At 68.2% G+C, this 12,557-nt stretch carries 13 protein-coding genes; 8 read left to right on the top strand and 5 right to left on the bottom strand.

Annotated elements, in window-relative coordinates; genetic code table 11:
- Positions 1–171: 171 nt before the first annotated feature.
- From hpnE to hpnC, 3 genes are all read right to left on the bottom strand, one after another.
- Positions 172–1,542, bottom strand: coding sequence for a hydroxysqualene dehydroxylase HpnE (hpnE, locus tag KVP10_RS19630; protein WP_217966445.1), 1,371 nt, complete (start codon positions 1,540–1,542; stop codon positions 172–174).
- Positions 1,539–2,402 carry a presqualene diphosphate synthase HpnD gene (gene hpnD, locus KVP10_RS19625; protein WP_217966444.1) on the bottom strand — a complete coding sequence of 288 codons (864 nt, stop codon included), beginning with the start codon at positions 2,400–2,402 and terminating at the stop codon, positions 1,539–1,541. Before hpnD ends, hpnE begins: the two co-directional genes overlap by 4 nt.
- Positions 2,403–2,490: 88 nt before the next feature.
- Positions 2,491–3,315, bottom strand: coding sequence for a squalene synthase HpnC (gene hpnC / locus KVP10_RS19620; RefSeq protein WP_217966443.1), 825 nt, complete (start codon positions 3,313–3,315; stop codon positions 2,491–2,493).
- A gap of 205 nt (positions 3,316–3,520) precedes the next feature.
- On the opposite strand from hpnC, the gene alr reads away from it, so the two are divergent.
- The 8 genes from alr (at position 3,521) to phoU (ending at position 10,590) form a co-directional block, all read left to right on the top strand.
- On the top strand, positions 3,521–4,654 hold the full coding sequence (gene alr / locus KVP10_RS19615) for an alanine racemase (RefSeq protein ID WP_217966442.1): 1,134 nt from the start codon (positions 3,521–3,523) through the stop codon (positions 4,652–4,654).
- Positions 4,655–4,674: 20 nt separating this feature from the next.
- Entirely contained in the window at positions 4,675–5,391 is a 717-nt protein-coding gene (locus tag KVP10_RS19610; protein WP_217966441.1) for an SDR family oxidoreductase, read from the top strand.
- A gap of 65 nt (positions 5,392–5,456) precedes the next feature.
- Positions 5,457–6,812 (top strand): DNA repair protein RadA, encoded by a 1,356-nt coding sequence (radA, locus tag KVP10_RS19605; RefSeq protein WP_217966440.1) that lies wholly within the window; start codon positions 5,457–5,459, stop codon positions 6,810–6,812.
- Positions 6,813–6,872: 60 nt separating this feature from the next.
- Positions 6,873–7,667 carry a sulfite exporter TauE/SafE family protein gene (locus KVP10_RS19600; RefSeq protein WP_343218779.1) on the top strand — a complete coding sequence of 265 codons (795 nt, stop codon included), beginning with the start codon at positions 6,873–6,875 and terminating at the stop codon, positions 7,665–7,667.
- Positions 7,668–7,711: 44 nt separating this feature from the next.
- Entirely contained in the window at positions 7,712–8,440 is a 729-nt protein-coding gene (locus KVP10_RS19595) for a 3-deoxy-D-manno-octulosonic acid kinase (protein ID WP_217966438.1), read from the top strand.
- 139 nt (positions 8,441–8,579) lie between these two features.
- Positions 8,580–8,936 (top strand): Spx/MgsR family RNA polymerase-binding regulatory protein, encoded by a 357-nt coding sequence (locus KVP10_RS19590; RefSeq protein ID WP_217966437.1) that lies wholly within the window; start codon positions 8,580–8,582, stop codon positions 8,934–8,936.
- A 135-nt stretch (positions 8,937–9,071) separates the two neighbouring features.
- Positions 9,072–9,752, top strand: a complete 681-nt coding sequence (gene rpiA, locus KVP10_RS19585; RefSeq protein ID WP_217966436.1) for a ribose-5-phosphate isomerase RpiA — start codon at positions 9,072–9,074, stop codon at positions 9,750–9,752.
- Positions 9,753–9,882: 130 nt separating this feature from the next.
- Entirely contained in the window at positions 9,883–10,590 is a 708-nt protein-coding gene (phoU, locus tag KVP10_RS19580) for a phosphate signaling complex protein PhoU (RefSeq protein ID WP_217966435.1), read from the top strand.
- A gap of 89 nt (positions 10,591–10,679) precedes the next feature.
- Here the strand turns inward: phoU and KVP10_RS19575 are convergent, their stop codons facing one another.
- Together KVP10_RS19575 and argA are read right to left on the bottom strand one after the other, a co-directional pair.
- On the bottom strand, positions 10,680–10,952 hold the full coding sequence (locus tag KVP10_RS19575; RefSeq protein WP_217966434.1) for an oxidative damage protection protein: 273 nt from the start codon (positions 10,950–10,952) through the stop codon (positions 10,680–10,682).
- A gap of 140 nt (positions 10,953–11,092) precedes the next feature.
- On the bottom strand, positions 11,093–12,448 hold the full coding sequence (argA, locus tag KVP10_RS19570; protein WP_217966433.1) for an amino-acid N-acetyltransferase: 1,356 nt from the start codon (positions 12,446–12,448) through the stop codon (positions 11,093–11,095).
- Between the last annotated feature and the right edge of the window lie 109 nt (positions 12,449–12,557).

Raw genomic sequence — 12,557 nt, 5'->3', positions numbered from 1 at the left:
GTGTCTCTTCCTGGTTTTATTCCATTTCTAAATCAACCGTGCACTTTGGCAGCTTCGCTTGCCGTACTAGATGTACTGTCTGCGCTTCGCTTTCGCGTTCACGATTGATTTAGAAATGGAATTACTTGTGGCTGGCCCTGGTGATTGCGGTTCCGGTGGCCCCGGCTCATCCTACCCCGTTCCGCGCGCGCTTGTCCACGCGGCGGCTGCCGTGGCGGCACTCCGGCCGCTGCGCACCGCACCTTCCAGCACCGCGGGGTAGCCGGTATCGGTCCAGTCCCCCGCCACCCAGACGCGCGGCCAGGGCGTGGCGTTGCCTGGGCGTGCCAGTCCCGGCACGGCGGCGAAGGTGGCGCGCTTGTCCACCAGCAATTCGCCGGCGACGATCTCGGGCATGGGGGGCAGGGCGGCGGCCTGCGCGCGCAACTGTTCCAGGATGCCGGCGCTCAGGTCGCTGCGGCTTAGCCGGGCCGCGGCGCGAGCGTCGCTGACCACGACGGTGACAGCGGGCGGGGCCTCCGGACAAGCCGGCTTATCCGCCGGGCCTGGGCCAGCCGCGATCGCCGGGCGGTCCGGGAGTTGTTCGAACAGCCATTGGCCATGCCAGCCGCGGGCCGGGTCGTCCTCCAGCATCAGCATGGGCCAGGGCAGGCGCCAGGGCTTGGCCAGCCGCAGCGTCAGGGTGGCGATCGGGCGGTAGTCGAGCGCGTCGAGCCTGTCGAGGAATGCCGGGCCGGCGGCGTCCGCCGGGCATTGCCGCAGCAGCCGCTGCGCCACCGGGGCATTGACCGCGAGTATCGCGGCATCGAAGGCCATGCCGTCGATCTCGACATGGGTGGGCAGGTATGCCAGGCGGCGCACGGCATGGCCATAGCGCATGTCCAGCAGGGCGGCCGCATCCGCCGGCCACAGCTCCGACAGGCCGGTGCGCGGCAGCAGCAGGTCCGAGGCGGACTTGGGGCCGCCCAGGCTGTCGCGCAGCACATGGGCCAGCAACTGGGCGCAGGCCTGCGACGGGGCGGTGTTCAGCGCGGCCAGGCACAGCGGCCTCCAGAACAGGCGCACCAGCCGCCCGGGCTGGGCTTCGGCCTGCAGCCATTGTTCGACGGTGGCTTCCGGCGGAGTGCGCCACTGCCGGCGCCGCAGGCGCCGCATCAGCCCGGCCAGTGCCAGCCTGTCCGGCCAGCCCAGGCCGCGGGCGGCGGCGATGCCGGCCAGCAGGTGCAGGGGGCGCGGCAGCCATGGCCATGCCTGCAGGCGATAGCGGCCGTCGGCCGAGCGCAGCCCCAGCCCGAGCCGCTGCAAACGTTGTTCGGGATCTATGCCCAGCCCGCGCATCAGCGCCAGGGTTTCTGTATAGGCGCCCAACAGGATGTGCTGGCCATTGTCGATGCGCATGCCCAGTTCGGCCGAATCGACGCTGCGGGCGCGGCCGCCGGGCGTGCGGCCCGCCTCGAATACCGTGGTTTCCCAGCCCAGGTCGCGCAGCCGCAGGGCGGCCGCCAGGCCTGCCCAGCCGGCGCCCACGACCGCCGCTTTCATCGGGCCAGGCGCCGGATTACTCCGCGTCCGCCGCCCACCCAGGTTTTCCAGGCGAGCCAGAACTTGCGTATGGGCGTGAGCGAAATGCGCTGTTCCAGCACGTGCCAGCCGTCGCGCTCGATTTCGCCGAGCAGCGCGTGATAAATGGCGGCCATCATCAGCCCCGGTCGTTGCGCGCGGCGGTCGGCCTCGGGCAGTTCCTGCACGGCTTGCCGGTACAAGTCGCGGGCGCGCGCGGTCTCGAAGCGCATCAGTTCGCGGAAGCGTTCGGAATACTGGCCGTTGAGAATTTCGGCGGCCTTGACGTTGTGCTTTTCCAGATCTTCCACGGGCAGGTAGATGCGGCCGCGCCGCGCATCGTCGCCCACGTCGCGGATGATATTGGTGAGCTGGAAGGCCAGGCCTAGCGTGCCCGCGTAGGACAAGGTTTCGGCTTGCGTATGGCCGAAGATGCCGGCCGACAATTCGCCCACCACTCCCGCGACGCGCCAGCAATATTTGCGCAGCTCCGCCCAGTTCATATAGCGCGCCTGGTCCAGGTCCATTTCCATGCCGTCGACGATCTCGATCAGGCGTGCGGCATCCAGCCCGCAAGAGGCGATATGCGGAGCCAGCGCCTGGGTGACCGGATGCTCGGCCTTGCCGGCGAACATTTTTTCCACCTCGGCGCGCCACCAGGCCAGTTTCACGCGGGCCACGGACGGATCGCTGCATTCGTCCACCACATCGTCGACCTCGCGGCAGAAGGCATACAGGGCGGTGATCGCCTTGCGCCTTTCGGGGGGCAGGAACAGGAAGGCGTAATAGAAGCTGGAGCCGCTGCGGGCGGCCTTGTCCTGGCAGTATTCGTCGGGGCTCATGCTTGGAGGGAATGCGGGTTCATGGGTGGGGCCGCCCGGCGGCCGGGCAAGTGGGGCCTGGCTACCGTTGCGCGCGCCCGCGGCCGCGTCAGCGCAGGGCGCGCCACAGCAACAGGATCCAGTCGCTTTTGCGCAGCGTCGGCCGGTGGCGGAATACGTCGTAGTGTATCCGTTCCAGCCGTTCCAGGATGCGCAGGCCGCCCTGGGCCACCATGCGCAATTCCAGTCCGATGCGGCCCGGCAGGCGGCGGGCCAGCGGCAAGCCCGCCAGCAGCATCTCGCGCGCCTGCGTGGCCTGGGCGCGCATCAGCTCTTGCCACGCGGGGCCGGCCTCGCCGCGGGCGATCTGGCCTTCGTCCACCCCATGGCGGCGCAGCGCGTCTTGCGGCAGGTAGACCCGTCCCTTGGCCCAGTCCACGGCCACGTCCTGCCAGAAATTGACGAGCTGCAGGCCGGAGCACAGGGCGTCGGCTTCGCGCAGGTTGGCGGGCGACACGGCCCGGTACAGATGCAGCATGAGCCGGCCCACCGGATTGGCCGAGCGCGAGCAGTAGTCCAGCAACTGCGTATCGCTATCGTATCGATGCACGCGCACGTCCTGCTCGAAGGCCGAGAGCAGGTCGAAAAAACACTGCAGCGGCAATTGGTATTCCTTGATGCTGCGGGCCAGGGGCACGAATACCGTGGCCAGGGGATCGTCGCCGGGCAGCGCCAGGGTTCCCGTGCCGATGTCCTGCAGCGCACGGCGATAGGCCTGCAGCTTGCGCAGGCGGGTCGCGGCGTCGTCCTCGCCTTCGTCGGCGATATCGTCGGCGCTGCGGGCATAGTGGTAGATGTCCCTGACCGGCCGTCGCAGGCGCGCGGGCAGCAGCAGCGAGGCGACCGGGAAGTTCTCGTAATGATCGACAGCCATGGGCAAAGCGCGAAAAGGTGTTGCAGGCGGTTCCATTTTAAGGGCCCGCCGGATCCGGGCCGGGCTTGCGTGTCCCGAGAGGGTCAACTATTGTTACTTCCCTCTTAACTTGTCCGAGCGAACTGGATTAGACTTCGGCATGCCCGGTACGCCCGGGCAGGCCGGCGCGGCGGCGCCGGCGCACATGCAGACTACGGGATCATCCATGCCACGCCCCATTTCGGCGCACATTTCATTGTCGGCCATGCGGCACAACCTGCTCGCGGTCCGGCGCTGCCTGGACAGCGCCCAGGTCGCCGGCGACCGGGCTCGGCCCCATGTGTGGGCGGTGATCAAGGCCAATGCCTACGGCCACGGCATACTCAATGCCGTGCAGGGCTTCGGCGCGGCCGACGGCCTGGCGATGCTCGACCTGAACGAAGCGGTGCGCTGCCGCGAGGCGGGCTGGAACGGGCCGATACTGCTGCTGGAAGGGTTTTTCGAGCCGGCCGATATCCGGGTGCTGGATCAACATCGTATATCTGTTACCGTGCACTGCGCCGAACAGTTCGACATGCTGGAAAAGGCACGGCCCGGCCGGCCGCTGGATGCCATGGTGAAGCTGGACAGCGGCATGAACCGCCTGGGCTTCCAGCCGGGCGCCTACCGGCAGGCATACGCCCGCGCCCAGGCCCTGCAGCAGCGCGGCGTGCTGGGCGCGCTGGGCCGCATGACGCATTTCGCGCGCGCCGACGACGATGCGCAGGCCACGGCGCAGCAGATAGCCGTGTTCGGCGAGGCCACGCAAGGCCTGCCCGGCTCGGCCAGCTTGTGCAATTCGGCCGCGACGCTTACCGAAGGCCTGTGGGCACACTGCGTACCGGGCGGCGAACAATGGGTGCGGCCCGGCATCTGCCTGTATGGCGCCTCGCCTTTCGACGACCGGCCGGCGGCGAGCCTGGGGCTGCGGCCCGTCATGACGCTGCGTTCCCGCCTGATCAACACGCATGTATTGAAGGCCGGCGCCAGCGTCGGCTACGGCTATACCTACACGGCGCCGCGCGACACCCGGGTGGGCGTGGTCGCCTGCGGCTATGCCGACGGCTACCCGCGCCATGCGCCCACCGGCACGCCGATATGCGTGGACGGGGTGATGACGCGCACCCTCGGGCGCATCTCCATGGATATGCTGGGGGTCGATCTCGACCCGGTGCCGGGGGCGGCGGTGGGCTCCGAGGTCGTGTTGTGGGGCGAGGGCGGCCCCTCGGTCGACGACGTGGCGCGGGCCTCGGGTACCGTGGGTTACGAACTGCTGTGCGCGCTCGCGCCCCGGGTGCCCGTGCAAGTGCATACGGAATAGATCTGTCGAGGAATCGAATCGTGAAAGACAAATGCGTACTGGTTACCGGAGCCACCAAAGGCATAGGCTGGGCCATCACCCGGCGCCTGGCCGACATGGGTTGCCATGTGGTGGGTTTGGCGCGCCATACCCAGGAAATCGATTTTCCGGGCTACCTGTATTCCTGCGACCTGCAGAATGCCGGCGAAACGGAAGACATATTGCGTGTCATCCGCGAGAAATATCCGGTGGACGCGATCGTCAACAATGTCGGGATAGTGCGCCCCGAAGCGCTGGGCGAGGTGGACCTGGCTTCGCTCTATCAGGTGCTGGACTTGAACGTGCGCGTCGCGGTGCAGGTGGTGCAGGCTTTCGTCCCGTCCATGAAGGCGCGCAAAGAAGGCCGCATCGTCAATATCTGCAGCCGCGCCACGCAAGGCGCGCTGCGGCGCACCAGCTACTCGGCCGCCAAGAGCGCGCTCATAGGCTGTACGCGCACCTGGGCGCTGGAGCTGGCCGAATACGGCATCACGGTCAACGCCGTGTCGCCGGGGCCGATCGAGACCGAGCTGTTCCGCGCCAACCAGCCGGTCGGCAGCGAGGGCGAGAAGAAGGCGCTGGCCTCCATTCCCATGGGCAGGCTGGGCCAGCCTGCCGAGGTCGCGGCGGCCGTCACCTTCCTGCTGTCCGACGAAGCGGGCTATATCACCGGCCAGGTGCTGGGCGTGGACGGCGGCGGCAGCCTGGCCGGGCGCTAGCATCTGGCGGCCGGCGGCGGGTGGGGCATTGCCCGGGCCGGATTCCCGTCCGGTTACACTGTCGCATGGCCAAGACCAAGACCACATACATATGCAATGAGTGCGGGGGATCCAGCCTGAAATGGGCGGGCAAGTGCCCGCATTGCGGCGCCTGGAATTCCCTGCAGGAATCCGTCGAATCCGAGCCGGGGTCGCACCGCTACGCGCCGCTGGCCGGCGCCACCAGCGCGGTGCTGAACCTGGCCCAGGTCGAGGCTCGCGAGCAGCCGCGCCAGCCTTCGGGCATCGCGGAATTCGACCGCGTGCTGGGCGGCGGCCTGGTGGCCGGGGGCGTGGTGCTGATCGGCGGCGACCCGGGCATCGGCAAGTCCACGCTGCTGCTGCAGGCGCTGGTGTCGCTGTCGCACGCGGTCAATGTGCTGTATGTGTCGGGCGAAGAATCCGCCGAGCAGGTGGCCCTGCGTGCCCGCCGCCTCGACCTGGACACCAGCGGCGTGAGCCTGCTGGCCGAGATCCGCCTCGAGGCCATTGTCGCCGCGCTGACCGAGCACCGGCCCGGCGTGGCCGTGATCGATTCCATCCAGACCTTGTACTCGGGCGAGCTGAGCGCCGCCCCGGGTTCGGTTTCGCAAGTGCGCGAATGCGCCGCCCAGCTCACCCGCCTGGCCAAGCAGACCGGCATCGCTATCGTGATGATCGGCCACGTCACCAAGGACGGCTCGCTGGCCGGCCCCCGGGTGCTCGAGCATATCGTCGATACGGTGCTGTATTTCGAGGGCGACACGCATTCGGCGTTCCGCCTGGTGCGCGCCTTCAAGAACCGCTACGGGGCGGTCAACGAGCTGGGCGTGTTCGCCATGACCGACAAGGGGCTGCGCGGCGTGAACAACCCCTCGGCGCTGTTTCTCTCACAGCATGAGCAGGGCGTTTCCGGCTCTTGCGTGATGGCCACCCAAGAGGGCACGCGGCCGCTGCTGGTCGAGATCCAGGCCCTGGTCGACGGCGCCAATGCGCCCAATCCGCGGCGCCTGTCGCTGGGGCTGGAAGGCACTCGGCTGGCCATGCTGCTGGCGGTGCTGCACCGCCATGCCGGGGTCGTCACCTTCGACCAGGACGTGTTCGTCAATGCCGTGGGCGGGGTCAAGATCACCGAGCCGGCGGCCGACCTGGCGGTGCTGCTGGCCATCATGTCGTCGCTGCGCAACCGGCCTTTGCCCCGCGGCCTGGTGGTGTTCGGCGAGGTCGGCCTGGCCGGCGAGATCCGGCCCGCGCCGCGCGGCCAGGAACGCCTGCGCGAGGCGGCCAAGCTGGGGTTCTCTACGGCGCTCATCCCCAAGGCCAACGCGCCGCGGCAGGCCATCGAGGGCCTGGAGATCTGGGCGGTCGACCGGGTGGACGCGGCCATCGCCCGGCTGCAATAGGGACGGTTCACTTACACGATCAGGGAAATGCCCGCTTCGGGGCAGGAAAGGAGTTTGCAGGTGGAGTGGTACGTAGTCGGGCTGGGTTGCCTGGTGGCGGGAGCCCTGATCGGTTTCACGGGCGGGGTGCTGGGCATAGGCGGCGGCTTGCTGGCCATTCCCTTGCTGGGGCTGGTGCTGGACATGCCGCAGCAGGCGGCGCAGGGCACGGCGCTGGTGATGGTGCTGCCGGCCGTGCTGCTGACGGTGCGCAAGTACAACCAGCGCGCGCGCATAGACTGGCACGCGGCGGCGGCCGGCGCGGCGGGTTCCATCGTGTTCACCTGGATCGGCGCGCGGATCGCGCTGGGCATAGACCCGATACTGCTGCGCCGGGTGTACGCGGCCTTCATCCTCTGCATCGCGATTTTTTATTTTTTCCAGAGCCGGCCCCGGAAAGGCAAGGCCAAGCCCGGCAAGAACGCGGCGAAGCCTGCGCCCGCGCGTGATCCGGCGCAGATCCACAAGGGCTGGTTTGCGGCGGTGGGTGTGATGGCCGGCCTGGCCAGCGGCATTTTCGGCGTGGGCGGTTCTGTGCTGGCGGTGCCGTTCCTGACCACTTATTTCCGCCTGTCGCAGACCTCCGCCCAGGCCCTGGCCCTGAGCATGATCGTCCCGGGCATCATCGTGGCGCTGGCCACTTATACGGCGCACGGCCAGGCGCACTGGCCGGTCGGCCTGCCGCTGGCCGCGGGCAGCATCTGCTGCGTGCCATACGGGGTGCGCTGCGCCTATGCGATGCCCGAGCCGCGGCTGAAGATGATATTCGCGCTGATGCTGCTGGTGATAATCTTTCTGCTGTTGATCAAGGCCTGAGGTCCGGGGCCCGGGATAATCCTCCTTTGCACGGAGCTTCGTCGATGCCCCAAGATTCCTGCGCCGAACTGGCCCTGCCCGGCGGCGCCATGCGCTACGATCCGCAGCGGCTGGCCCATCCGGGCAGCTTCCTGTTCGACCCGCGGGCGCCGGCCAACGATGCCGTGCCGGTGGGCGTGGGCGGACGCCAGGCGGCCTGGTTCACGCAAGGGGAATACGGCGCGGCCGTGCTCCGGCATTACCGCCGCGGCGGCCTGATTGCGCATATCAGCCGCGACCGCTATGTGTGGACCGGCGCGCGGCGCAGCCGGTCTTATGCGGAATTCGAACTGCTGCGCTACATGCACGCGCGCGGCCTGCCCGTGCCGGTGCCGCTGGCAGCGGCGTGGTGGCGCCGCGGCCTGAGCTACCGCGCCGCCATACTGGTCGAGCGCCTGCCCGGCGTGACGGCGCTGGCGGCGACGCTGCGGTCCCCCGATGGAGCCGCAGAGGATTGCGCCGCCAGCCAGGCGGCGGTGGCCTCGGCCATCCATGCGATGCACCAGGCCGGGGTCTGGCACGCCGACCTGAATGCCTACAACATCCTGCTCGACCGGCAAGGCACGGCCTGGCTGATCGATTTCGATCGCGGCCGCCGCGGCGTGCTGACGCCGCGGCAGCGGCGGGGCAACTTGCTGCGCTTGCGGCGCTCGCTGCTGAAGGTGGCCGGAGAGCGCGGCCTGGCCTATTGGCAGGGCCTGGAGCAGGCATACTTGCGATTGGGTGAGGCATAATGCGGGCTTGCGGCGGGTAGCCGCAGGCCGTCCGAGGCCGGCGCGCATACGAAATGCCCGGTGATTTTTCGCCGCCATGAGCCGGCGCCGCCGCGTGCGATATGGCGTTGCGGGCGGTGCGCGGCGCACAGGAGATACGATGAAATCCGTGGAACTCTACGGCCTGGAGAAATGCAGCACTTGCCAGAAGGCCAGAGCCTGGCTGGACGAGCACGGCCAGGCCCATACCTTTGTGGATTATCGCGAGCACCCGATCGCGGCCGCACGCCTGCAGAAGTGGGCGCAGCAACTGGGCGGTTGGGAAAAGCTCGTCAACCGGGCTTCGATGACCTGGCGCAACCTGCCGCCCGAGCGCAAGCAGCCCGCCGACGATGCGCAGTGGCTGGCCCTCATCGCCGAATACCCGGCGCTGGTGCGCCGGCCCGTGACGTTGATGCCCGACGGCACTGTCGCGGTGGGCTTCACGGACAAGAAATACACGGCCTTGTTCGGCTGATACAGGCCGGCGCTCGTGCGAACGGGCAGTCACGGCGCCATGCCTGGCTGCCCGCATGGCGATGGCCGCGGCGTGCCGGCTTCGCGACGCTTGCCGGCACGTATATCGACCGGATATTTGGATAAGGAAAGCACTATGTTGAGCCAGCAAGAACTGAAACAGAGCGTCGCCGCGGCGGCCGTCGAGTATGTGCTGCCTTTGTTGGGGGCGGACGTGGTGCTGGGCGTAGGCACCGGCTCTACCGCCGACTTGTTCATAGACGCCCTGGCGCCGCATCGGGGGCGCTTCAAGGGCGCGGTGGCCAGCTCCGAGCGCAGCGCCGCGCGCCTGGCCGGGCACGGCATCGAGGTCTTCGACTTGAACGAGGTGCGCGGCATGCCCGTGTACGTCGACGGGGCCGACGAAATCGACGCAGGCCTGAACATGATCAAAGGCGGCGGCGGCGCGCTCACGCGCGAAAAAATCGTCGCCTCGGTGGCCGAGCGCTTCGTGTGCATCGTCGACGAGTCCAAGCTCGTCGAACAGCTCGGCGCCTTTCCCCTGCCGGTGGAAGTGATACCCATGGCGCGCGCCAGCGTGGCGCGGCGCCTCGAAGGCATGGGCGGGCGGCCGCAACTGCGTTCCGGATTCGTCACCGACAACGGCTGCCAGATCCTGGACGTCTCGGGCTTGCGGATCGCCGCCCCGGCCGCCATGGAAGCCGAGCTCAACAACGTCCCGGGCGTGGTCACTTGCGGCCTGTTCGCCCTGGCCGGCGCCGACGTGGCCCTGCTGGCCACGCAGCAAAGCGTGCGCGAACTGCGCCGCCCGTCATGAAGCCGTAACAATCGGCGTGTAGCCTGCCGTCTTGTATCCCGTCGCGGGCCGCGGCGGCGCCGCGCTGCTCGCCGGCGCCAATGCCCGGCGCCCGCGGCTTGCCGCAACACGACACTAGACTGGGCCGCCCATGTTCGAGCATACAAATAAGCAATTCGACGCCGATCTCGAAGCCATCCGTACTTTGTTCTTGAGCATGGGGGGCGTGGTCGAAGCGATGGTAAGGGTAAGCATGCAGGTGCTGGCCGAAGGCCGCGCGGACCAGGTCGAGCGCGTACGCGCCCGCGAGAAAGAAGTGAACCAGCTGGAAGTCGGGATCGACGAGCGCATAGGCCTGCTGATCGCGCGCCAGCAGCCGGCGGCGATAGACCTGCGCCTGCTGCTGTCCGTCTCGAAGATGCTGACCGATATGGAGCGCTGCGGCGACGAGGCCAAGAAGATCGCCAAGACGGCGCGCAGGGTGCATGAGGCGGCCAGCCCGCCGGTTCCGCTGGACGGCCTGGACCGCATGGCCACGCGGGTCACGGGCATGCTGCGCGACGCCCTGGACGCTTTCGCGCGCCAGGACGCGCCGAAGGCCACCACCGTGCTGCGGGCCGACAAGGACGTCGACCAGGACTGGAAGGCCTTTCGCCGCAACGCCACGGAACGCATGGCGACGACGCAGGATGCGGCTGCCATCGCGGGGATCTTCGACCTGGTGTTCATCGCCCGCTCTCTCGAAAGAATCGGCGACCACGCGACGAACATGGCCGAGCAGGTGATCTACATGGTGCATGGCGCCGATGTGCGCCATACCGGCCTGGAGAACGCCGAGCGCCAGGCGCGCGGGGCATAAGCGCGGGGCATAAGGCCGCCGGCTCTGCTCGGGCAGGGCGCCCGGCCGGACACGGGCCTGGCGCGTGCAGGCCTTGGGGCGTACCGGCCCTAGTTCGAGGGCGGGACGTAGCCCTGGGCTTCGACCGCGGAATCCTCGAACAGGAAACTTTCCATTTGTTGCGCCAGGTACTTGCGCGCGCGGGCGTCGGCCAGGTTGAGGCGGTTTTCATTGACCAGGCGCGTCTGGATGCCTATCCATTCCTGCCAGGCCTGCTTGGAAATGCTTTGCCAGATACGCGTGCCCAAGGGGCCGGGATAGGGCGGGAAATCCAGCCCTTCGGCCTCGCGCTTGAGCTTTACACATTGAACCATACGTGCCATGGCGGTACACCTTGATGCGGATTGATCGATGGCATCCATTGTACCGCCGGCGCCCGGGCTGCCGGACGCCCGGCAGGCTGCCTTGGGGCGGCAGCGCCAGGACGCGAGCCCGCCGCGTGCGGGCCGCCGCGGCCCGCCGGCTACAGCCGCTTGATGAAGATCAGGCTGTTGCGTGAGCGGTTGTAGTGCGCCTGGCGTTCGCGCGGCAGGTCGGAGATGCCGCCCTGCACGAAGCCGCGCTTCATGAACCAGTGCGAGGTGCGCGTGGTCAGCACGAACAGCCGCTTTGCGCCCAGGGCCCGCGCCTTGGATTCGATATGGCGCAGCAGCATCTCGCCTTCTCCCGAGCCCTGCCATTCGGGGTGCACGATCAGGCAGGCCATCTCGGCCATGCCTTCGTCCAGGTAGGGCATCAGGGCCACGCAGCCGTATATCACGCCGTCGTGCTCGAGCACGGTGAATTTCTCGACGTCGCGCTCGATCACCGCGCGCCCGCGCGGCACCAGCGTGCCGTCGGTTTCCAGCGGCTCGATCAACTGGACGATGGCGCCGACGTCGTCGACCGTCGCCGGGCGCAGGTCGTCCAGCGTGTCTTCGACCACCATCGTGCCCACGCCGTCGTGGGTGAAGATTTCCAGCAGTATGCTGCCGTCCAGCGTGTAGGGCACCAGGTGGGCGCGGGCCACGCCGCGCTTGACCGCACGCGAGGCATGCGCCAGGAACGAGGCCGTGTCCTCGTCCAGCGTGCCGGTGGCCAGCAGCGCATCGGCGTCTTCGCGGGCGAGTTCGGTGTCCACTTCGCCGCTGGGGTCGCGCACGGTGCGGCCCTGGGTCAGGAAGATCAGCTTTTCGGCGCGCATCGATACGGCCACGCTGGTGGCCAGGTCTTCCATGGCCAGGTTGAAGGCCTCGCCGGTGGGCGAGAAGCCCAGCGGCGAGAGCAGCACCACGGCGCCCTGGCTGACGATGTTGCGCAATGCGTCCATGTCGAGCTTGCGCACGGTGCCGGTATGCTTGTAGTCGACGCCGTCGATGATGCCCACCGGACGGGCGGTCACGAAATTGCCCGAGATGACGCGGATATGGGCATGCGACATGGGGGTGTTGGGCAGGCCCTGGCTGAAGGCGGCCTCGATGTCCAGGCGGATCTCGCCTGCGGCTTCCTTGGCGCATTCCAGCGCCTCGACGCTGGTGGGCTCGGTGCCGCGCCCGAACTGCATCTGGAAACCCTTGAGGCGCAGTTGTTCGTTGACCTGCGGGCGCGAGCCGTGCACCAGCACCAGCCGCACGCCCAGCGCCGACAGCAGCGACAGGTCCTGCACCAGGTTGTTCAGCGCGCCGTCGCCCACGAGTTCGCCGCCGAAAGCCACGACGAAGGTCTTGCCCCGGAAATCGTGCACGTATGGCGCCACCTCGCGGAACCAGCGCACGAACTGGGCGGGGGCGAATTCGGGCGCATCCTGCGCGGATAAGGTGTCTACGTCGTTGGTGGCCATGTCTTCCGGTTGGCGGTATGGGGCGAATATGGGCGTCCCACGTGGGGAACGTCGACGCAAAATTATAATAACTGCTGCTGCAGGTACAGAAGATTTATGCAAGAGTCCG

The organism is Candidimonas humi (genome assembly GCF_019166065.1).
In the GTDB taxonomy this organism is placed as follows: Bacteria; Pseudomonadota; Gammaproteobacteria; order Burkholderiales; family Burkholderiaceae_B; genus Candidimonas; species Candidimonas humi.
The sequence above is the reverse complement of the archived record's forward strand: the minus strand, read 5'-3'. Positions and strand labels throughout refer to the sequence as shown.

Coding starts and splice junctions, on each gene's coding strand:
- hpnE (WP_217966445.1), bottom strand. CDS start 1,542: ATGAAAGCGGCGGTCGTGGGCGCCGGCTGGGCAGGCCTGGCGGCCGCC.
- hpnD (WP_217966444.1), bottom strand. CDS start 2,402: ATGAGCCCCGACGAATACTGCCAGGACAAGGCCGCCCGCAGCGGCTCC.
- hpnC (WP_217966443.1), bottom strand. CDS start 3,315: ATGGCTGTCGATCATTACGAGAACTTCCCGGTCGCCTCGCTGCTGCTG.
- KVP10_RS19590 (WP_217966437.1), top strand. CDS start 8,580: ATGAAATCCGTGGAACTCTACGGCCTGGAGAAATGCAGCACTTGCCAG.
- rpiA (WP_217966436.1), top strand. CDS start 9,072: ATGTTGAGCCAGCAAGAACTGAAACAGAGCGTCGCCGCGGCGGCCGTC.
- KVP10_RS19575 (WP_217966434.1), bottom strand. CDS start 10,952: ATGGCACGTATGGTTCAATGTGTAAAGCTCAAGCGCGAGGCCGAAGGG.
- argA (WP_217966433.1), bottom strand. CDS start 12,448: ATGGCCACCAACGACGTAGACACCTTATCCGCGCAGGATGCGCCCGAA.
- phoU (WP_217966435.1), top strand. CDS start 9,883: ATGTTCGAGCATACAAATAAGCAATTCGACGCCGATCTCGAAGCCATC.
- alr (WP_217966442.1), top strand. CDS start 3,521: ATGCCACGCCCCATTTCGGCGCACATTTCATTGTCGGCCATGCGGCAC.
- KVP10_RS19595 (WP_217966438.1), top strand. CDS start 7,712: ATGCCCCAAGATTCCTGCGCCGAACTGGCCCTGCCCGGCGGCGCCATG.
- radA (WP_217966440.1), top strand. CDS start 5,457: ATGGCCAAGACCAAGACCACATACATATGCAATGAGTGCGGGGGATCC.